Origin of the sequence: Acidocella sp. (genome assembly GCF_052326845.1) — a bacterium.
In the GTDB taxonomy this organism is placed as follows: Bacteria; Pseudomonadota; Alphaproteobacteria; order Acetobacterales; family Acetobacteraceae; genus Acidocella.
This window is the reverse complement of sequence record NZ_JBKQJR010000144.1, coordinates 1-20,962: the sequence shown is the minus strand read 5'-3', so window position 1 is coordinate 20,962 and position 20,962 is coordinate 1. Positions and strand designations below refer to the sequence as shown.

The 20,962-nt window shown below is 65.7% G+C and carries 18 protein-coding genes; 16 read left to right on the top strand and 2 right to left on the bottom strand.

From position 1 onward, the window contains the following. The first annotated feature begins 1 nt into the window (after position 1). The 6 genes from ACLPJJ_RS09865 (at position 2) to lexA (ending at position 4,859) form a co-directional block, all read left to right on the top strand. The gene (locus tag ACLPJJ_RS09865) at positions 2 to 595 is read left to right on the top strand and encodes an anthranilate synthase component II (protein WP_443590804.1); all 594 of its coding nucleotides are present in this window, start codon (positions 2 to 4) and stop codon (positions 593 to 595) included. After that, complete coding sequence (gene trpD, locus ACLPJJ_RS09860) at positions 592 to 1,605, top strand: anthranilate phosphoribosyltransferase (protein ID WP_443590803.1); 1,014 nt, start codon at positions 592 to 594, stop codon at positions 1,603 to 1,605. Before ACLPJJ_RS09865 ends, trpD begins: the two co-directional genes overlap by 4 nt. Then, positions 1,602 to 2,414 (top strand): indole-3-glycerol phosphate synthase TrpC, encoded by an 813-nt coding sequence (gene trpC / locus ACLPJJ_RS09855; protein ID WP_443590802.1) that lies wholly within the window; start codon positions 1,602 to 1,604, stop codon positions 2,412 to 2,414. Before trpD ends, trpC begins: the two co-directional genes overlap by 4 nt. Next, entirely contained in the window at positions 2,411 to 2,881 is a 471-nt protein-coding gene (gene moaC / locus ACLPJJ_RS09850) for a cyclic pyranopterin monophosphate synthase MoaC (protein ID WP_443590801.1), read from the top strand. Before trpC ends, moaC begins: the two co-directional genes overlap by 4 nt. After that, positions 2,878 to 4,071, top strand: a complete 1,194-nt coding sequence (locus tag ACLPJJ_RS09845) for a molybdopterin molybdotransferase MoeA (RefSeq protein ID WP_443590800.1) — start codon at positions 2,878 to 2,880, stop codon at positions 4,069 to 4,071. The genes moaC and ACLPJJ_RS09845 overlap by 4 nt, the downstream gene beginning before the upstream one ends. A gap of 89 nt (positions 4,072 to 4,160) precedes the next feature. Then, positions 4,161 to 4,859 (top strand): transcriptional repressor LexA, encoded by a 699-nt coding sequence (lexA, locus tag ACLPJJ_RS09840; protein ID WP_443590799.1) that lies wholly within the window; start codon positions 4,161 to 4,163, stop codon positions 4,857 to 4,859. Here the strand turns inward: lexA and ACLPJJ_RS09835 are convergent, their stop codons facing one another. Continuing rightward, a complete protein-coding gene (locus tag ACLPJJ_RS09835) occupies positions 4,860 to 6,617 on the bottom strand; it encodes a DEAD/DEAH box helicase (protein WP_443590798.1) in 1,758 nt (585 codons plus the stop codon). Positions 6,618 to 6,965: 348 nt separating this feature from the next. Here ACLPJJ_RS09835 and ACLPJJ_RS09830 point away from each other — a divergent pair, with 348 nt between their 5' ends. Next, complete coding sequence (locus ACLPJJ_RS09830; RefSeq protein WP_443590797.1) at positions 6,966 to 7,469, top strand: cold-shock protein; 504 nt, start codon at positions 6,966 to 6,968, stop codon at positions 7,467 to 7,469. Between the two features lie 50 nt (positions 7,470 to 7,519). On the opposite strand, the gene pncA is transcribed toward ACLPJJ_RS09830, so the two are convergent. Beyond that, the gene (gene pncA / locus ACLPJJ_RS09825; protein WP_443590796.1) at positions 7,520 to 8,140 is read right to left on the bottom strand and encodes a bifunctional nicotinamidase/pyrazinamidase; all 621 of its coding nucleotides are present in this window, start codon (positions 8,138 to 8,140) and stop codon (positions 7,520 to 7,522) included. 160 nt (positions 8,141 to 8,300) lie between these two features. Between pncA and rplK the strand changes: the two genes are divergently transcribed. The 9 genes from rplK to ACLPJJ_RS09780 all read left to right on the top strand — a co-directional run. Further along, positions 8,301 to 8,735 (top strand): 50S ribosomal protein L11, encoded by a 435-nt coding sequence (rplK, locus tag ACLPJJ_RS09820; protein WP_443590795.1) that lies wholly within the window; start codon positions 8,301 to 8,303, stop codon positions 8,733 to 8,735. A gap of 3 nt (positions 8,736 to 8,738) precedes the next feature. Continuing rightward, the gene (rplA, locus tag ACLPJJ_RS09815; RefSeq protein ID WP_443590794.1) at positions 8,739 to 9,428 is read left to right on the top strand and encodes a 50S ribosomal protein L1; all 690 of its coding nucleotides are present in this window, start codon (positions 8,739 to 8,741) and stop codon (positions 9,426 to 9,428) included. 269 nt (positions 9,429 to 9,697) lie between these two features. After that, positions 9,698 to 10,222, top strand: coding sequence for a 50S ribosomal protein L10 (gene rplJ, locus ACLPJJ_RS09810; RefSeq protein ID WP_443590793.1), 525 nt, complete (start codon positions 9,698 to 9,700; stop codon positions 10,220 to 10,222). A gap of 97 nt (positions 10,223 to 10,319) precedes the next feature. Next, a complete protein-coding gene (rplL, locus tag ACLPJJ_RS09805) occupies positions 10,320 to 10,700 on the top strand; it encodes a 50S ribosomal protein L7/L12 (protein WP_443590792.1) in 381 nt (126 codons plus the stop codon). A gap of 128 nt (positions 10,701 to 10,828) precedes the next feature. Then, a complete protein-coding gene (gene rpoB / locus ACLPJJ_RS09800; RefSeq protein ID WP_443590791.1) occupies positions 10,829 to 15,016 on the top strand; it encodes a DNA-directed RNA polymerase subunit beta in 4,188 nt (1,395 codons plus the stop codon). A 58-nt stretch (positions 15,017 to 15,074) separates the two neighbouring features. Further along, positions 15,075 to 19,235, top strand: coding sequence for a DNA-directed RNA polymerase subunit beta' (gene rpoC, locus ACLPJJ_RS09795; protein ID WP_443590790.1), 4,161 nt, complete (start codon positions 15,075 to 15,077; stop codon positions 19,233 to 19,235). Positions 19,236 to 19,618: 383 nt separating this feature from the next. Then, positions 19,619 to 19,990, top strand: coding sequence for a 30S ribosomal protein S12 (gene rpsL, locus ACLPJJ_RS09790; RefSeq protein ID WP_183265836.1), 372 nt, complete (start codon positions 19,619 to 19,621; stop codon positions 19,988 to 19,990). A 12-nt stretch (positions 19,991 to 20,002) separates the two neighbouring features. Then, positions 20,003 to 20,479 carry a 30S ribosomal protein S7 gene (gene rpsG, locus ACLPJJ_RS09785; RefSeq protein ID WP_443590789.1) on the top strand — a complete coding sequence of 159 codons (477 nt, stop codon included), beginning with the start codon at positions 20,003 to 20,005 and terminating at the stop codon, positions 20,477 to 20,479. A gap of 45 nt (positions 20,480 to 20,524) precedes the next feature. Next, the coding region (locus ACLPJJ_RS09780; protein ID WP_443590788.1) for a GTP-binding protein at positions 20,525 to 20,962 on the top strand (438 nt) is incomplete at its 3' end.

Genomic DNA, 20,962 nt, shown 5'->3' with positions numbered 1-20,962 from the left:
CATGATCCTGCTTATCGACAATTACGACAGCTTCACCTTCAACCTGGTGCAGTTCTTGGGCGATCTCGGCGCGGACTGCCTGGTGAAGCGCAATGACGCGCTCACGCCCGAAGAGGCGCTGGCGCTGAATCCCGAGGCCATCGTGCTCTCCCCCGGCCCCTGCACGCCCAACGAGGCGGGCATCTGCCTGGACCTGGTGAAGCTGGCCGCCGAGCGCAAACTGCCGCTGTTCGGCGTCTGCCTGGGGCACCAGTCCATCGGCCAGGCCTTTGGCGGCGAGGTGGTCCGCGCCACCGAGCCGGTGCATGGCAAGACCAGCCCGATCTTCCACGACAATACCGATGTGTTCGCCGGGTTGCCGAATCCGTTCACGGCGACGCGCTATCACTCGCTGATCGTGCGCCGCACGACCATGCCGGATTGCCTGGTGGCCACGGCATGGACCGAGGATGGCACCATGATGGGCCTGCGCCACGCCACCCTGCCGATCTATGGCGTGCAGTTCCACCCGGAGAGCATCGCCACCTCCGGCGGGCACCAAATCCTGGGCAACTTCCTGCGGCTGGCGCGCGAGGCGCAGCCGGTAGCGGCATGACCGCCTCGCTGAAACCGGTGCTGGCGCGCCTGGGCAAGGGCGAGACCCTGAGTGCGGCCGAGGCGGAAGCGGCGTTCGGCATCGTCATGGACGGGCAGGCGACTCCAGCGCAGATCGGCGGCATGCTGATGGCGATGCGCGCCCGCGGCGAGACGGTGGCGGAGCTGACCGGCGCGGTGACGGCGATGCGCGCGCGGATGACGCGGATCGAGGCGCCGGAAGACGCCATCGATGTCTGCGGCACGGGCGGCGACGGCGCGGCCAGCCTGAACATTTCCACCGCCGTCACCTTCGTGTTGGCGGCTTGCGGCGTGCCGGTGGCCAAGCATGGCAACAAGGCGCTTTCCTCCCGCGCGGGCGGGGCGGATGTGCTGGCAGCGCTGGGCGTGAATATCGAGCCGCCGATGGAGCGGCTTTCCGCGATCCTGCGCGAGGCGGGCTGCGTGTTCCTGTTCGCGCCCCGGCACCATCCGGCGCTGCGCCATTCCGCCCCGGTGCGGGTGGAGTTGGGCACGCGCACTCTCTTCAATTTGACCGGCCCGATGGCCAATCCCGCCGGGGTGAAGCGCCAGCTGGTCGGGGTGTACGACCCCGCCTGGGTCAGGCCGGTGGCCGAGACCCTGCGCGGCCTGGGCAGCGACTCCGCCTGGGTGGTGCATGGCGGCGGGATGGATGAGCTGGTCCTCTCCGGCGAGAACCATGTGGCCGCGCTTTGGAATGGGGAGGTCAGGGAATTCACCGTGACGGCGGCGGATGCGGGCTTGGCGCCCGTGCCGCTGGAGGCGCTGAAGGGCGGCGACGCGGCCCAGAATGCGGCGGCGCTGCAGGCGGTGCTGCGCGGGGCGCGCAATGGTTATCGTGACACCATCCTGTTCAACGCCGCTGCGGCGCTGATCGTGGCGGAGCGGGTGGAGGCTCTGCCCGAGGGCGTGGCCCGGGCGGCGGCGGCGATCGATACCGGTGCTGCGGCGGATGTGCTGGAGCGGCTGAAGACGGTATCTGTGCAATGAGTGGGACTGTGGCTGAAAAAGATGTGCTGGCGCGGATCTGCGCCGATAAGTTGGAAGAAATCGCCACCCGGCAGGCGGCCATGCCGCTGGACGAGGTGAAACACGCGGCGCGCGAGGCGGGCAAGCCGCGCGGCTTTGGACGGGCGCTGATGGACGCCGCTGCCGCCGGGCGGCCGGGGCTGATCGCCGAGATCAAGAAGGCTTCGCCCTCGGGCGGGCTGATCCGGCCGGATTTCGACCCAACGGCCCTGGCCCTGGCCTATGCGGAAAACGGCGCGGCCTGCCTCTCGGTGCTCACCGACGAGAAATATTTCTCCGGCAGCACGGCCTATCTCGAGGCGGCGCGGGCGGCGGTGACGCTGCCGGTGCTGCGCAAGGATTTCATCCTCGACCCCTGGCAGATCTATGAGAGCCGGGCGATGGGGGCGGATTGCATCCTGCTGATCATGGCAGCACTCGGCGATGCCCAGGCGCGAGACCTGGAAGCGCTGGCCCGCGCCTTGGATATGGACGTGCTGGTGGAAGTGCATAACGAGGAGGAGCTTGAGCGCGCGCTCGGGCTGCAGACTCCGCTGCTTGGCATCAACAACCGCAACCTCAAGACCATGGTGACCTCGCTGGAAACCACGGAGACGCTCTCCCGGCTCAGCCCGCCGGACCGGTTCCTCGTCTCGGAATCCGGCATCAAGACCTGCGCCGATATCCAGCGCCTGCAGCAGGCCGGGGTGCAGGGCTTCCTGGTTGGCGAGGCGCTGATGCGCGAGGCGGATGTCGGCGCCGCCGTGCGGCGGCTGCTCGGGGCGGCGTGACCCGGCTCACCCATATCGGGGAGACGGGCGAGGCCCGCATGGTCGATGTGTCGGCCAAGGCGGAGACAATACGCGAGGCAGTGGCCAAGGGCCGGGTGGCAATGCGGCCCGCGACCCGGGCGCTGATTGCCGCGGGCAACATGCAGAAGGGCGACGTGCTGGGCACGGCGCGTATCGCCGGGATCATGGCGGCGAAGCGCACCGCCGAGCTGATCCCGCTCTGCCATACCCTGCCGCTGGACGCCGTGAGCGTGGATCTGACCCTCGAAGATGACGGGGTGGAGATCACCGCCACGGTGAAGACCACAGGCCGGACCGGCGCCGAGATGGAGGCGCTGACGGCGGTGAGCGTCGCGGCGCTGACGATCTACGACATGGCGAAGGCAGCGGATAAGGAAATGCGCATCGAGGCGGTGCGCCTGGTACGCAAGACCGGCGGCAAATCGGGGGAGTTCATCCAGCCATGATCAGCGTTGAGGACGCGCGGAGCCGGATATTCGCGGGGCTGCGGCCGATGGGGGATGAGATCGTCGCCCTGGCGGACGGGCTGGGCCGGGTGCTGGCGGCACCGGTGGTGGCGCGGCTGACGCAGCCGCCGGCCGATGTGTCGGCCATGGATGGCTATGCGTTGCGCGCCGCTGATGGCGTGGGTGGGGCGCGGCTGAAGCTCATCGGCGAGGCTCCGGCGGGGCGGCCCTTTGCCGGGCGCGTGGGGCCGGGCGAGGCGGTGCGGATCTTCACCGGCAGTTTCGTGCCGGAGGGTGCGGATACCATCCTGATCCAGGAAAACGCCGATGCGGCGGATGGCTTCGTCACGGTGCGGGAGAGCCCCGGGCAGGGCCAGCATATCCGCCGCGCCGGGATGGATTTCGCGGCGGGCGATGTGCTGCTTCCCGCCGGGCGGCGGCTAGGGGCGAGGGAGATCGGGCTGGCGGCGGCAGGCAACCATGGCTGGCTGCGCGTGCATCGCCGCCCGCGCGTGGCGGTGCTGGCCACGGGCGACGAGATCGCCCTGCCGGGCGAGGACATCCGCCATGGCGGCATCGCCAACGCCAACACCCCTATGCTGGCCGCGTTCATCGCAGCACACGGCGGCGAGCCGGTGATGCTGCCCCCCGTGCCGGATGACGGCGCCGCCATTGCCTCCGCCGTGGATGCGGCGCGCGGCGCGGACATGCTGGTGACAACCGGCGGGGCGAGCGTGGGCGCGCACGACCTGGTGCTGGAGGGGCTCTCCACCGAGGGCTTCATGCTGGATTTCTGGAAGATCGCGATGCGCCCAGGCAAGCCGCTGCTCTTTGGGCGGGTAGAAGCCATGCCGGTGCTGGGCCTGCCGGGCAATCCGGTCTCCGCTTTTGTCTGCGCCGTGCTGTTTCTCGGCCCGGCGCTGCGCGTGCTGGCAGGGGGCGAGGCGGCGGCGCCCCAGCTTGAGCCTGCGCGGCTAGGTGCTGCGCTGAAGCCGAACGACCTGCGCGAGGATTACCTGCGCGCCCGGCTGGAACGGGACGAGGCGGGCTGGGTGGCGGTGCCGCTGCCGGTGCAGGATTCGTCCATGCTGAGGGCGCTGGCGCAGGCCCAGGCGCTGATCCGCCGCCCGCCCTACCAGGAGGCGCTGGCGCCGGGGGAGATGGTCGAGATCATCCGGCTGGATGACTGAAACGCTTGACGCGAAAACAAGAACCAAACTAGAACATTGTTGAGTTAGCGCTTTGTTCTAAAGGCGCCTTGGCCAGTTTGGAGAGACGCATGCTGACGACGAAGCAACATGAGCTGCTTGTGTTCATCGACAAGCATCTGCGTGAGACCGGGTGCAGCCCGAGCTTCGAGGAGATGAAGGAGGCGCTGGATCTGCGCTCCAAATCCGGCATCCACCGGCTGATCACGGCGCTGGAGGAGCGGGGCTTCCTGAGGCGGCACAAGCACCGGGCGCGGGCGCTGGAGGTGGTGCGGCTCTCGGCGGACCTGGCGCCGCCGGAACGCGAACTGCCGCGCTTCGCGCCGAACGTGATCCAGGGCAATTTCACTGGCAAGCTGCCGGGCGTGCGCGCGGCCAACGAGGCGGGGGCGATCAGCCTGCCGCTCTATGGCCGGATCGCCGCCGGCCTGCCGATCGAGGCGCTGCGCGACGAGGCCCAGGAGGTGGACGTGCCGGTGGCGCTGCTCGGCGCTGGCGACCATTTCGCCTTGCAGGTCGAGGGCGACTCGATGGTCGAGGCCGGGATTCTCGATGGCGACATCGTCATCATCCGCAAGGGCGAGACGGCAGAGAATGGCCAGATCATCGTCGCCCTGGTGGACGAGAGCGAGGTGACGCTGAAGCGGCTGCGCCGGCGGGGCAATTCCATCGCCCTGGAACCGGCGAATATCCGTTACGAGACCAAGATCTACCCGGCTGAGCGGGTGCGCGTGCAGGGCAGGCTCGCCGCCCTGCTGCGCCGCTACTAGTTAACGCACGCCCTTCGTGGCCTTGTTTTTGCGCCGGCGCTGCTGTTCGCTCAACGGGCCGGCGTTTTCGCGCGGCGGTTTGGCATAGGGCTTGCCTGCGGGCTTCGGCCCTTGGGGGCGCGGCGTCCTGGGGCCGCCCGGGCTCGGCGGCGATGATGGCTCGATCGGCAGGTCCGACGCCGCGGCCTGGCTCGCCGCCGCGAAGAACGACTCCGCCGCCGTGGCGAGGATCTCGAACTTGGTCTCGCGGTCGAAGATGCGGATGGCGCCGATCTCGGCCTTGGTGATGCCGCCGCGGCGGCACAGCAAGGGGATCAGCCATTTCGGGTCGGCATTGTTCTGGCGCCCGGTCGGCAGGCTAAACCACACGCCGTTGCCGCTGCCAGTGACCGCCCCGATGGGCTTGGCGGTGGCTGTGGCGCGGGCCTGGCGGGCAGGCTCCCGCGGCAATATCGTCACTGTGGCTGGCTCGGGCAGATGTGCCTGGGCGAGGCGGATGAAGGCCGCGGCAATGGCCTCGGGGCTGAACCGCTCCAGCAGGCCGAGGGCGGCGCGGTGCTGGTCCTGGCTCTCGTCCTGCGGCTGCGTCAGCAGCGGATGCTCCAGCAGGCGCCCGGCATCCAGCGCGCGGATTTCCTCCGGCGTGGGCGGGTTGTGCCAGGTGGCTTCGATATTGGCCGAGCCGAGCAGGATTTCGGCGCGGCGGCGCTTTACTGGGGAGACCAGCAGCACGCACACGCCCTTGCGTCCGGCGCGGCCGGTGCGCCCGGAGCGGTGCAGCAGGGTGGCTTTGTTGGTCGGCAGGTCGGCATGGATGACGAGGCCGAGATCCGGCAGGTCCAGCCCGCGCGCCGCGACATCGGTGGCGATGCAGACCTGGGCGCGGCCCTCGCGCAGAGCGTTCAGCGCGGTATTGCGCTCGGCTTGCGACAACTCGCCCGACAGCGCCACAGCGTTGAAGCCGCGCGCCAGCAGGCTGGCGTGCAGATGGCGCACATTGTCGCGCGTGCCGCAGAACACGATGGCCCGCGACTCCTGGGCGCGCAGCAGGTTGACCAGTGCTGCCTCGGTCTCGTGCCCAGGGGCGACGATGGCGCGGTATTCGATATCGGCATGCGGCTCGGTGCGGGAGACCGTGTCGATGCGCAGGGCGTTTTGCTGGTAGGCGCGGGCGAGGGCCGCGATTTCCCGGGAGATGGTGGCGGAGAAGAGCAGGGTGCGGCGGCTCTCGGGTGCGGCGGAGAGGATGAAGTCCAGCTCGTCCTTGAAGCCGAGGTCCAGCATCTCGTCGGCCTCGTCCAGCACCACGGCTTCGAGTTCGGCCAGTTTGAGATTGCCGCGGTCGATATGGTCCTGCAGGCGCCCCGGGGTGCCGACGACGATATGGCAGCCAGCGGCGAGCTGCCGGGCCTCGCGCCGCGGGTCCATGCCGCCGACGCAGGCGACGATGCGCCCGCCGGCCTTCTCATACAGCCAGGAAAGTTCGGCATGGACCTGCAGCGCCAACTCGCGCGTGGGGGCGATGACGAGGACGAGCGGGTGCAGCGTGGCGGGCAGCGCCGTGTTGGCGCCGAGAATGGTGCTGGCCAGAGCGAGCCCGAAGGCCACGGTCTTGCCTGAGCCGGTCTGGGCGGAAACGAGAAGGTCGCGTTCCTCGGCCTCGGGCTGCAGTACGGCGAGCTGCACCGCGGTGGGGGAGGAATAGCCGCGCGCGGCGAGCGCTTCGGCCAGGGCCGGATTATCAATGGGGAAAGCCATAGGGGCTCTTAAGGCCCAGAGGGGCGCAGGGCAAGCGCGGCGAGTTATGTCATTTTCGAAGATCTGCGAAAATCACGGCGATTTATGCAATGATGCAGGGCGCTGGCTGCATTTCGGGATTGAAGGCCCGGCCCGCCTGCCCTATGCTACCTGCCGTCCGGCCTCGCTGGGCGACCTGAAAGATCACAGAGGACAGTTTTTATAGTGCGACCCCCGAAAAACGACCGCCAGCGCCAAAATCGCCGCCGCGGCTTTGATGACGACAATTTCTTTGGCAATGCGCCCCTTCCCCCGCCGTCTTTTTCCGGGTTTGGGTCCACTTCCTCTGCCCCTGAGGCAAAGGCTACGGTGAAATGGTACAACCCCGAGAAGGGGTTTGGTTTCGTCGAGATGGCCGATGGCTCGGGCGACGTGTTCCTGCACGCCAACTCGCTGCAGAACGCTGGTTTCCAGGCCGTGACGCCGGGTTCCATCCTGCAGGTGCGGGTTGGCCAGGGCCAGAAGGGCCGCCAGGTTGACCAGGTGATCTCGGTGAAGGAAGGCGACGCGCCGCCGCCGCCGTCGCCGCGCAGCGGCGGTTTCGGTGGTGGTTTCGACCGTCCGCGCACCCCGCGCCCGCCCCGCCAGCAGGCGAGCGGCCCGGCCGTGGAGATGGGTGGCATCGTCAAGTGGTACAATGCCACCAAGGGCTTCGGCTTCATCAGCCCGCAGAACGGCGGCAAGGACGTGTTCGTGCACGCCACCGCTCTTGAGGCTGCTGGTCTCTCCCCGCTGCAGGAAGGCCAGGCCGTGAAGATGAGTGTGGTCCAGGGCGCCAAGGGTCCGGAAGTCTCTTCCATCAGCCTCGACTGATCGTTCGGACGATAACGGTTTTGAGAAAAGCGGCCTTCAGGCCGCTTTTTTTATGCCGGTAGAGTGCTGGAGATGCGGGCCACCCCGGCGGCGGCGAGCTTCGCCCAGGCGGCGGCCAGCGAGCCGTTGAGGTCGATGGCGCGGCAGGCATCCTCAATGATCGTGGCGTTGAAGCCGAAGGCCCGCGCGTCCTCGGCCGACCAGGCGACGCAGAAATCCGTGGCCAAGCCGCATAGATAAAGGTCGGTGATGCCGAGCGAGCGCAGATAGCCGTCCAGCCCGGTCTTGCTGGCGCGGTCGGCCTCCAGGAAGGCGGAATAGCTGTCCACCAGCCGGTTGCCGCCCTTGCGCAGGATCATCCGGGCGTGCGGGATGTCGAGTTCCGGGTGCAGCGCCGCCCCTGGCGTGCCCATCACGCAATGGCTGGGCCAGAGCACCTGTGGGCCGTATGGAAGTTCAATCATTTCAAATGGTTGCTTGCCTGGATGGCTGGAGGCGAAGGAGATATGGTCCGCCGGGTGCCAGTCCTGGGTGAGGATTACGGTCTCGAACCTGGGGGCCAGGCGGTTGATGAGCGGGATGATCGCATCGCCATCAGGCACGGCGAGGGCGCCGCCGGGGCAGAAGTCGGGCTGGACGTCGATGACAAGCAGGGCGGCATGTTTCTGCATGGGTGGCATTATAGAAGATTTAGACGGCAGGGATATAGACAGGGGAGAGGGGATGGAGTAAGGCTCCGCCCCTTACCGGAACGTGGGAGGTTTGGGCGTTGGTTCGCCCAGCCGGATGTACCGCGGTCCATTGGCGTGTGCCAAAGGATAGGAGCCAGAGATGGCAAAGAAGGTTGTAGGCTATATCAAGCTGCAGATTCCTGCAGGCAAGGCGAACCCGTCGCCGCCGGTTGGCCCGGCGCTCGGTCAGCGCGGCCTGAACATCATGCAGTTCGTCAAGGAATTCAACGCCGCGACGCAGGGCATGGAGCCCGGCATGCCGGTGCCGGTCGTGATCACTGCCTTCGGTGACCGTACCTTCTCCTTCATCATGAAGACCCCGCCGAACACCTACTTCCTGAAGAAGGCGGCGAAGATCGACAAAGGCACGACGACCCCCGGCAAGGGTGCGGCCGTCGGCAAGGTGACGATCGAGCAGCTGCGCGAGATCGCCAAGATCAAGATGAAGCATATGAACGCCAATGACGAGGATGCGGCTGTGCGCATGCTTGCTGGCTCTGCCCGTTCCATGGGCGTGACTGTGGTGGAGGGCTAACACATGGCACATGACAAGCGTTTGGCTGCTGCCCGCGCCAATGTTGACCACTCCAAGCTGTACCCGCTGACCGAGGCCGTGACTCTGGCCAAGGCCAACGCCAAGGCGAAGTTCGACGAAACCATCGAGATCGCGCTGAACCTGGGCATCGACCCGCGCCACGCCGACCAGATGGTCCGCGGCCTGATCTCCCTGCCGAACGGCACGGGCAAGACCCTGCGCGTGGGCGTGTTCGCCCGCGGCGCCAAGGCCGAGGAAGCTCTGGCCGCCGGTGCCGACGTGGTGGGCGCCGATGACTTGGCCGAGAAGGTGCAGGCTGGCGACATCCAGTTCGACCGCTGCATCGCCACCCCGGACATGATGGGCCTGGTTGGTAAGCTGGGTAAGATCCTGGGCCCGCGCGGCCTGATGCCGAACCCGAAGCTCGGCACTGTGACCATGGACGTGAAGGGCGCGGTGACCGCTGCCAAGTCCGGCCAGGTTGAGTTCCGCGCCGAGAAGGCTGGTATCATCCATGCCGGTATCGGCAAGGCGAGCTTTGACGACGGGAAGCTGGTCGAGAACGCCAAGGCGCTGATCGACGCCGTGCAGAAGGCCAAGCCGACCGGCGCGAAGGGCACCTACCTGCAGAAGGTGGCGCTGTCCTCGACGATGGGTCCCGGCATCCGCGTGGATGTCACCACCGTCGCCTAAGTTTTTCTAAGAGATACGTGGCGGCTCCGGCCGCCACGGGCAGGGGTGCGGTAACGCGCCCCGACCTGTCCGAGACCGTATGTACCGCGAGGTTTGATGGGGGTTTCCCCGCATTCGGTAGAGAGGTGCCAAAGACTTTGCGTAACGGCAGGGCTTTGGTGGTTCTAGCGTAAGGACAGGCGAAAGATGTCCGGGATGGTCCCGGCATCTTGGGTAACCTGGCGGTATGTGGGGCTTGCCCCGCTTATCGCCGCAAGTTGGAGACGGATGTGGATCGCATAGAGAAGCGTGAATTCGTCGCTGAGCTGTCTTCGGTGTTCGCCGAGACGTCGATGGTCGTTGTCACCCGCAATGCGGGGATGACGGTTGCCGAGGTCACTGCGCTGCGCCGCAAGATGCGCGAGGCTGGCGCTAGCTTCAAGGTTGCGAAGAATCGTCTGGCCCTGCTTGCGCTCGATGGGACCCGGTTCGATGGCATTGGCCCGCTCCTGAAGGGGCCCACCGCGCTTGCCTGGTCGCATGACCCGGTGGCGGTGGCAAAGGCTGCTGTCGACTTCGCCAAGACCAATGACAAGTTTGTGCTGCTCGGTGGCTCCCTCGGGAGCCAGGTGCTCGACGCCAATGGCGTTAAGGCACTGTCCGAGCTGCCGTCGCTCGACGCGCTGCGCGCCAAGATCCTGGGGCTTATCAATGCCCCGGCGACCAAGGTTGCGGGCGTGCTGCAGGCGCCGGCTGGCCAGCTTGCCCGGGTCTTCGCGGCGTATGCCGACTCCCAGAAGAGCGAAGCGGCCTGATAACGCTTCAGACTCTTGTCGCATGAAATTGGCGGGGCAGCGTGGTGCCGCCCTTGCTTTGAACCAACCAAAGTCTACTTATACGAAAGATTGAAAAATGGCTGACCTGAACGCGCTCGTTGAAGAGCTGTCGAAGCTGACCGTCCTGGAGGCCGCTGAGCTCTCCAAGCTGCTCGAAGAGAAGTGGGGCGTTTCCGCCGCCGCTCCGGTAGCTGTTGCCGCCGCTGCCGGCCCGGCCGCTGCCGCTGCCGCCCCGGCTGAAGAGCAGACCGAGTTCACCGTGATCCTCGCCAACGCTGGCGACAAGAAGATCAACGTGATCAAGGAAATCCGCACCATCACCGGCCTGGGCCTCAAGGAAGCCAAGGACCTGGTTGAGGGCGCCCCGAAGACGGTCAAGGAAAACGCGACCAAGGACGAGGCTGCCGCGATCAAGAAGACGCTGGAAGAGCAGGGCGCGACTGTCGAAGTCAAGTAATTTGCTCCCCGCCGTGGCTTCATCGCCGCGGCGCGTATACGCCTAAAGGGCAGGCGATTACCCCTGGGTGATCGCCTGCCACCCGTTTTTGTACGACGACGCTGGAAATTATTTACGAGGGTGATGCGATGAACGCGATCAGTGGTGGTTTGGGTAAGGGATCTTTTACCAACCGTAAGCGTATTCGTAAGAGCTTTGGCCGCATCCCCGAAGTCGCGCCGATGCCAAATCTTATCGATGTGCAGCGCGCCAGCTACGATTCTTTCCTGCAGATGCACACGAAGGCGGATGCGCGCACGCATTCCGGACTTCAGGAAGTTTTCAAATCGGTCTTCCCGATCGACGATTTCGCTGGCCGCGGCCGGCTTGAGTTCGTCTATTACGAGCTGGAAGAGCCGAAATACGATGTCGAGGAGTGCATCCAGCGCGGCATGACCTATGCCGCCCCGCTGAAGGTGATCCTGCGCCTGATCGTCTGGGATGTGGACGAGGACACCGGCGCCCGCTCCATCCGCGATATCAAAGAGCAGCCCGTGTACATGGGCGACATGCCGCTGATGACCGATAACGGCACCTTCGTGGTGAACGGCACCGAGCGCGTGATCGTCTCGCAGATGCACCGCAGCCCGGGCGTGTTCTTCGACCACGACCGCGGCAAGACCCATTCCTCCGGCAAGTACCTGTTCACCGCGCGCGTGATCCCGTATCGCGGCTCCTGGCTGGACTTCGAGTTCGACGCCAAGGACCTCGTGTATGTGCGCATCGACCGCAAGCGCAAGCTGCCGGTGACGACGCTGCTCTACGCGCTGCCGAGCCTGGCCACCGAGAAGCTGATCGAGGCCCGCGCCGCCAAGGGCGAGGCGGTCGAGATCAGCGAGATCAAGGGCATGGACGCCGAGGAGATGCTCAACGTCTTCTACGGCCAGGTGGTGTACACCGTTAACAAGGGCCAGTGGGCGCGCCCCTTCGAGGTCGAGGCGTTCCGCAACCTCAAGCTGATCGAGGATCTGGTCGATGCCGAGACCGGCGAGGTCGTGGCCAAGGCCGAGGAGAAGCTGACCGCCCGCGCGGTGCGCAAGATCGCCGAGAAGACCAAGAGCGTGCTGGTGGCGCGCGGGGACATGGTCGGCCGCTTCGTGGCCGAGGACCTGTTCGACCCCGAGACCGGCGAGATCTTCGCCGAGGCCGGCGAGGAGCTGACCGAGCAGAAGCTGGCTCAGCTGGAGGACAAGGGCATCGATTCCCTGCCGACGCTGGCGATCGACCAGGCCAACGGCCCGTGGATCCGCAACACCCTGGCGGCCGACAAGAACAACAACCGCGAAGATGCGCTGATCGACATCTACCGCGTGATGCGCCCCGGCGAGCCGCCGACCAGCGAGACCGCGGAAGCTCTGTTCAAGGGCCTGTTCTTCGACGCCGACCGCTACGACCTCTCCGCCGTGGGCCGCGTGAAGATGAACATGCGCCTGGGCGTGGACGTGCCGGACACCGTGCGCGTGCTGCGCAAGGATGACATCCTGCGCACCATCAAGATCATGTGCGAGCTGAAGGACGGCCGCGGCGCGATCGACGACATCGACAATCTCGGCAACCGCCGCGTGCGTTCGGTTGGCGAGCTGATGGAGAACCAGTACCGCGTCGGCCTGCTGCGCATGGAGCGCGCGATCCGCGAGCGCATGGGCTCGGTGGACATCGACAGTGTGATGCCGCACGACCTGATCAACGCCAAGCCGGCGGCGGCCGCGGTGCGCGAGTTCTTCGGCTCGTCGCAGCTCAGCCAGTTCATGGACCAGACCAACCCGCTCTCGGAAGTGACGCATAAGCGCCGCCTCTCCGCCCTCGGGCCGGGCGGCCTGACCCGCGAGCGCGCCGGCTTCGAGGTGCGCGACGTGCATCCGACGCATTACGGCCGCATCTGCCCGATTGAGACGCCGGAAGGCCCGAACATCGGTCTGATCAACAGCCTCGCCACCTACGCCAAGGTGAACAAGTACGGCTTCATCGAGACCCCGTACCAGCTGGTGAAGGATGGCGTGGTGCAGCCCTCGTGGAAGTACCTCTCCGCCATGGAAGAAGAGCGCCTGACGGTGGCCCAGGCCGACGCGAAGAAGGATGAGGGTGGCAAGTTCACTGACGACCTCGTCTCCGTGCGCCGCAGCGGCGACTTCCTTCTGGTCAAGCCCGAGGAAGTCACCGCCATCGACGTGTCGCCGAAGCAGCTGGTTTCGGTCGCCGCCGCGCTCATTCCCTTCCTTGAGAACGACGACGCCAACCGCGCGCTGATGGGCTCGAACATGCAGCGTCAGGCCGTGCCGCTGGTGCAGTCCGACGCGCCGATTGTCGGCACCGGCATGGAAGCCGCCGTGGCGCGCGACTCGGGCGCCACCATCGTCGCCAAGCGCGCCGGCATCATCGACCAGATCGACGGCGCCCGCATCGTGGTGCGCGCCACCGCCGAGGACGGCACGACCATGGGCGTCGATATCTACCGCCTGCACAAGTACATGCGCTCCAACCAGAGCACCTGCATCAACCAGCGGCCCTTGGTTAAAGTCGGCGACAGGGTCGCCGCCGGGGATATTATCGCCGACGGCCCGTCCACCGAGCTGGGCGAGCTGGCGCTGGGCCGCAACGCGCTTTGCGCCTTCATGCCCTGGAACGGCTACAACTTCGAAGACTCCATCCTGATCTCCGAGCGTATCGCCCGCGATGACGTGTTCACCTCGATCCATATCGAGGAGTTCGAGGTCATGGCCCGCGACACCAAGCTCGGCCAGGAAGAGATCACCCGCGACATCCCGAACGTGGGTGAGGAAGCGCTGCGCAACCTCGACGAGGCGGGCATCGTGTATATCGGCGCCGAGGTGAACCCGGGCGATATTCTCGTCGGCAAGGTGACGCCGAAGGGCGAAAGCCCGATGACTCCGGAAGAGAAGCTGCTGCGCGCCATCTTCGGCGAGAAGGCTTCCGACGTGCGCGACACCTCGCTGCGCCTGCCCCCGGGTACGGTCGGCACCATCGTCGATGTGCGCGTGTTCAACCGCCGCGGCGTGGACAAGGACGAGCGCGCGCTGGCGATCGAGCGCGCCGAGATCGAGCGTCTGGCCAAGGACCGCGACGACGAGAAGGCGATTCAGGAGCGCTCCTTCCTGAACCGGCTGCGCGAGTCGCTGCTGGGCCAGGTTGCCGCCTCGGGCTCCAAGGGCGTCAAGGCCGGCACGGAGATCACCGAAGCGGTGCTGGCCGAGCTTGCGCGCGGCGCGTGGCGCAACATCGTGGTGCAGGACGACGCCGTGGTGGCGCATATCGAGACGCTGAAACGCGAGTTCGATGCCGCCGTGAAGCGCCTGCAGGAGCGGTTCGAGAGCAAGGTCGAGAAGCTGCAGCGCGGCGACGAGCTGCTCCCCGGCGTGATGAAGATGGTCAAGGTGTTCGTGGCGGTGAAGCGCAAGCTGCAGCCGGGCGACAAGATGGCCGGCCGTCACGGCAACAAGGGTGTGGTCTCGCGCGTTGTGCCGGTGGAGGACATGCCGTTCCTTGAGGATGGCACCACGGTTGACCTCGTGCTGAACCCGCTGGGCGTGCCCTCGCGCATGAACGTGGGGCAGATCCTCGAGGTGCATCTGGCCTGGGCTTGCGCCAATCTTGGCAAGCAGATCAACGCGGTGGTTGAAGAATACCGCCGGACTGGCGAGGCGAAGATGGAACTGCTAGCGCGGCTCAAGGACGCCTACGGCGACGAAATCTATGACGAGCAGATTGCCGACATGGATGACGCGGCGCTGATCGAGCTGTGCAGCAACATCAAGAAGGGCGTGCCGATCGCAACGCCGGTCTTCGATGGCGCGCGCATCCCGGATATCGAGGCGATGCTGGCGAAGGCCGGGCTGGATGTTTCCGGCCAGTCCACCCTCATCGACGGCCGCACTGGCGAGCAGTTCGAGCGCAAGGTGACCGTGGGCTACATGTACATGCTCAAGCTGCACCACTTGGTCGACGACAAGATCCACGCCCGTTCCATCGGCCCGTACTCTCTCGTTACCCAGCAGCCGCTGGGCGGCAAGGCGCAGTTCGGTGGCCAGCGCTTCGGCGAAATGGAAGTGTGGGCGCTGGAAGCCTATGGCGCCGCGTACACGCTGCAGGAAATGCTGACGGTGAAGTCCGACGACGTGTCCGGCCGTACCAAGGTCTACGAGGCCATTGTGCGCGAGCAGGACAATTTCGAGGCTGGCATTCCCGAAAGCTTCAACGTGCTGCTGAAGGAACTGAAGTCCCTCGGCCTGAACGTCGATCTGGAACAGGACGCCACCTAAACTTCATTTTGCCGGGCGGGGGCATGGCCTCCTGCCTGGCTTTGCAAGGATGACGCAGATGAGTGACTTGATGAAGATTCTGGGCCAGCCGGGGCAGGCCACGTCTTTCGACCGGATGAAGATCCAGATCGCCTCGCCGGAGCAGATCCGCAGCTGGTCTTATGGCGAGATCAAGAAGCCGGAGACGATCAACTACCGTACCTTCAAGCCCGAGCGCGACGGCCTGTTCTGCGCCCGCATCTTCGGGCCGATCAAGGACTACGAGTGCCTGTGCGGCAAGTACAAGCGCATGAAGTTCCGCGGCATCATCTGCGAGAAGTGCGGCGTGGAAGTGACGCTGGCCAAGGTGCGCCGCGAGCGCATGGGCCATATCGAGCTGGCCTCGCCGGTCGCGCATATCTGGTTCCTGAAGTCCCTGCCGAGCCGCATCGCGACGATGCTGGATATGACGCTCAAAGACGTCGAGAAGGTCCTGTACTTCGAGAGCTACATCGTGCTCGAGCCGGGTACGACGGACCTCAAGCTGCACCAGCTGATCTCGGAAGACGAGCTCTACAACAAGCAGGACGAGTTCGGCGAGGACGGGTTCCGTGCCGGCATCGGCGCCGAGGCGATCAAGGTCATCCTGACCAGCATCGACCTCGCCGAGGACCGCGCCACCATGCGCGCCGAGCTGAAGGAGACCAACAGCGAGACCAAGCGCAAGAAGCTGGTCAAGCGCCTGAAGCTGCTCGAGAACTTCCTCGACTCCGGCACGCATCCGGAGTGGATGGTGCTGGACGTGATCCCGGTGATCCCGCCCGAGCTGCGCCCGCTGGTGCCGCTGGATGGCGGGCGCTTCGCCACCTCCGACCTGAACGACCTGTACCGCCGCGTGATAAACCGCAACAACCGCCTGAAGCGGCTGATGGAGCTGCGCGCGCCAGACATCATCGTGCGCAACGAGAAGCGCATGCTGCAGGAGGCGGTGGACGCGCTGTTCGATAACGGCCGCCGCGGCCGCGCCATCACCGGCACCAACAAGCGCCCGCTGAAGTCGCTCTCCGACATGCTGAAGGGCAAGCAGGGCCGCTTCCGCCAGAACCTGCTCGGCAAGCGCGTGGACTACTCGGGCCGTTCGGTCATCGTGGTGGGCCCGGAGCTGAAGCTGCACCAGTGCGGCCTGCCGAAGAAGATGGCGCTGGAGCTGTTCAAGCCCTTCATCTACGCCAAGCTGGAGAAATACGGCCTGGCCACCACCATCAAGGCTGCCAAGCGCATGGTGGAGAAGGAGCGTCCGGAGGTTTGGGATATCCTCGAAGAGGTGATCCGCGAGCATCCCGTGATGCTGAACCGCGCGCCGACCCTGCACCGCCTGGGCATCCAGGCGTTCGAGCCGGTGCTGATCGAGGGCAAGGCGATCCAGCTGCACCCGCTGGTCTGCACCGCCTTCAACGCGGACTTCGACGGCGACCAGATGGCGGTGCACGTGCCGCTCTCCATCGAGGCGCAGCTGGAAGGCCGCGTGCTGATGATGTCCACCAACAACATCCTCAGCCCCGCCAACGGCAAGCCGATCATCGTGCCGAGCCAGGATATCGTGCTGGGCCTGTACTACCTCTCCCTGGAGACGCCGGAATTCCTGGCGACCAAGGACGAGGAGGCGAAGGCCTTCGGCACGGTGGGTGAACTCGAGTTCGCCCTCTCGGCCGATGCCATCAAGCTGCACGACAAGATCCGCGGGCGCGTGAAGACGATCGACCACGACGGCAACGTCAAGACCGCCATCGTGGTGACCACGCCGGGCCGTATGCTGATCGGCCAGCTCCTGCCGCTGAACCCGAACGTGCCGTTCGCCGTGGTCAACAAGATGCTGACCAAGAAGAACGTGCAGGACGTGATCGACCTCGTCTACCGCCATTGCGGTCAGAAGGAGGCGGTGATCTTCTGCGACCGGATGATGGGGCTGGGCTTCCGCCACGCGGCGAAGGCCGGCATCTCCTTCGGCAAGGACGACATGCGCATCCCCGGCTCCAAGGCCGAGCTGGTTGGCAAGACCCAGGCCGAGGTGCGCGAGTTCGAGCAGCAGTACCAGGATGGTCTGATCACCGCTGGCGAGCGCTACAACAAGGTCGTCGACGCCTGGTCGCGTTGTAAGGACCTCGTGGCCACGGCGATGATGAAGGAGATCTCCAAGCAGGAGATCGGCCGGCCGACCAACTCGGTGTGGATGATGAGCCACTCCGGTGCCCGTGGTTCGGCGGCGCAGATGTCCCAGCTGGCCGGCATGCGCGGTCTGATGGCCAAGCCGTCCGGCGAGATCATCGAGCAGCCGATCATCGCGAACTTCAAGGAAGGCCTCTCGGTTCTCGACTACTTCAACTCCACCCACGGCGCCCGCAAGGGTCTGGCCGACACGGCGTTGAAGACCGCGAACTCCGGTTACCTGACCCGCCGACTCGTCGACGTGGCGCAGGACTGCATCATCATCGAGGATGATTGCGGCACCGAGCGCGGCCTGACCGTGAGCGCGGTGCGCGATGGCGGCGAGATCGTCTCCAGCCTCGCCGAGCGCGTGCTGGGCCGTACCGCCGCCGCGGATGTCGTCGACCTGGTCACTGGCGAGGTGATCGTACCGGCGAATACGCTGATCGAGGAGCCGCAGGCCGAGCTCATCGAGAAGTCCGGCGTCGAGTTCGTGAAGATCCGTTCCGTGCTGACCTGCGACACCAAGATCGCCGTCTGCGGCAAGTGCTACGGGCGCGACCTCGCGCGCGGCACGCCGGTGAATGTCGGCGAGGCCGTGGGCGTCATCGCGGCGCAGTCGATCGGCGAGCCGGGCACGCAGCTGACCATGCGTACCTTCCACATTGGCGGCGCGGCGCAGCGTGGCGCCGAGCAGTCCAACGTGGAAGCCAGCCATGACGGCGTGGTGGCTGTTCGCAACCGCAACGTGGTGACCAACTCCCAGGGCGTGCCCGTGGTGATGAGCCGCAACTGCGAAATCATCATCACCGACGCCGCCAAGCGCGAGCGCGCCCGCTTCCGCGTGCCGTACGGCGCGCGCCTGTTGGTGGACGAGGGTGCGGATGTCGCCCGCGGCCAGAAGCTGGCGGAGTGGGATCCGTACACCCTGCCGATCATCACCGAGCGTGCCGGTATCGTCGAATACGCCGACCTCATCGAGGGTATCACCCTGGTCGAGCGTACCGACGAGGTGACGGGCCTGACCTCCAAGGTGGTGGTGGACTACAAGCAGTCCGCCCGCGGCGCCGATCTGCGCCCGCGCCTGCTGCTGAAGGACGAGAAGGGCGAGATCCTGCGCCTGGCCAACGGCACCGAGGCCCGCTACTTCCTGGCGCCGGACTCCATCCTCTCGGTGGAAGCGGGTGCGACGGTGGCGGATGGCGACGTGCTGGCGCGCATCCCGCGCGAGGGCTCGAAGACCCGCGACATCACCGGCGGTCTGCCGCGCGTGGCGGAGCTGTTCGAGGCGCGCCGGCCGAAGGATCACGCGATCATCGCGGAGATCGACGGCCGCGTGGAATTCGGCAAGGACTACAAGGCGAAGCGCCGCGTCATCGTGAAGAGCGACGAGACCGGCGAGGAGACCGAGTACCTGGTTCCGAAGGGCAAGCACGTCTCCGTGCAGGAGGGCGACTACGTCCGCAAGGGCGACCCGCTGGTGGACGGCCCGCGCGTGCCGCACGACATTCTGCGCGTGCTGGGCGTCGAGGCGCTGTCCGACTACCTCGTGAACGAAATCCAGGACGTTTATCGTCTGCAGGGCGTGAAGATCAACGACAAGCATATTGAAGTGATCGTCCGCCAGATGCTGCAGAAGGTGGAAGTCGTGGAGCCGGGCGATACGACCTTCCTGATCGGCGAGCTGGTGGACCGCGTGGAGTTCGACCAGGAGAACGGCAAGCTGGCGGAAGACGAGCGCAAGGCCGTGGCCCTGCCGGTGCTTCAGGGCATCACCAAGGCCAGCCTGCAGACGCAGAGCTTCATCTCTGCCGCCTCCTTCCAGGAGACGACTCGCGTGCTGACCGAGGCTGCCACCGCCGGCAAGATCGACGCGCTGACGGGCCTGAAGGAGAACGTGATCGTCGGCCGCCTGATCCCCGCCGGTACCGGTGCGGTGATGAACCGGCTGCGGGCCATCGCCGCCGGGCGGGACCGTCAGGCGCTGGGTGGCCAGCGTCCGGCGATTTCCAAGCCGGAAATCGCCGCGGAGTAAGATTCTCCTTATGTTTAAACGAGTCGGAACGGCGCCCTTCAAGGGCGCCGTTTTGATTCGGGCAGGTATCCGTTTGATTCCAGAGATCTGCCATGAGGATTCTGCCAATCTGCAATTTTCTGCTGTCCTGAAGCGGCGGAAACGCTTGACTTGCGGGTGGGTGGGTCCTAAGGAAGGCGCTCTCGCGGTTCCAGAATCTCTGGCGCGGGTCGTCTATACAATCTGGCGCGTGCGGCGCCGTGCAGGGAAATTTCCTGTACCTAGGCCGCGTGCTGGAGGGACATTCCGTAAGGTGGGGTACCGCCTTGTGGAGGTTTTTTTGTATGGATGACTCGGAGCCGAGGCGAAGGTGCCACCGGGATACACACGAAGCAGGATGAGATATGCCGACCATTAATCAGTTGATCGCCAAAGGCCGTGAGCCGGCGCCGAAGCGGAATAAGGTGCCTGCCCTTGAGGGCTGCCCCCAAAAGCGCGGCGTTTGCACGCGCGTCTACACGACCACACCGAAGAAGCCGAACTCGGCGCTTCGTAAGGTCGCCAAGGTGCGTCTGACCAATGGCTTCGAGGTGGTGAGCTATATTCCCGGTGAAGGGCATAACCTGCAGGAGCACTCGGTTGTGCTGATCCGCGGCGGCCGCGTGAAAGACCTTCCCGGCGTGCGTTATCATATTCTGCGCGGCGTGCTGGATACGCAGGGCCTGCCGAAGCGCCGCAAGCGCCGCTCGCTCTACGGCGCGAAGCGTCCGAAGTAAGGAGAGATTGAGATGAGCCGTCGCCGCCGCGCGATTAAGCGTGAAGTTCTGCCGGACGCCAAGTTCGGCGATGTCGTGATCAGCCGTTTCATGAATGTGTTGATGCATGACGGCAAAAAATCTGTGGCCGAGAGCATTGTCTACGGTGCGCTGGACGTGCTGAAGAAGCGCGGCGGGGCGAATGCCGACCCGGTGCGCTTGTTCCACGAAGCGTTGGACAACGTGAAGCCGGCCATCGAGGTTCGCTCCCGCCGCGTTGGCGGTGCGACCTATCAGGTTCCCGTTGAAGTTCGCACCGAGCGCCGTCAGGCGCTGGCGATTCGCTGGATCATCGACTCCGCGCGCAAGCGTGGGGAGCATACGATGGAAGAGCGTCTGTCGAACGAGCTGCAGGATGCGGTGAATAACCGCGGCTCTGCGGTGAAAAAGCGCGAAGACACTCACCGTATGGCCGAAGCCAACAAGGCTTTCAGCCACTACCGGTGGTAATCTGACTGAACGTTACTGTTTTTAGCCTGCACACGGAGCAGTTAAATGGCCAAAGCTAAATTTGAGCGCACCAAGCCGCACGTTAACATTGGCACGATCGGCCACGTCGATCATGGCAAGACCTCGCTGACCGCCGCCATCACCAAGGTGCTGGCCAAGGCTGGTGGCGCGACCTTCACCGCCTACGACCAGATCGACAAGGCGCCGGAAGAGCGCGCCCGCGGCATCACCATCTCGACCGCTCACGTCGAGTATGAGACCGCCAACCGCCACTACGCCCACGTGGACTGCCCCGGCCACGCCGACTATGTGAAGAACATGATCACCGGTGCTGCCCAGATGGACGGCGCGATCCTGGTCTGCTCCGCCGCTGACGGCCCGATGCCGCAGACCCGCGAGCACATCCTGCTTGCCCGCCAGGTTGGCGTGCCGGCGCTGGTCGTGTTCCTGAACAAGATGGACTTGGCTGACCCCGATCTGGTC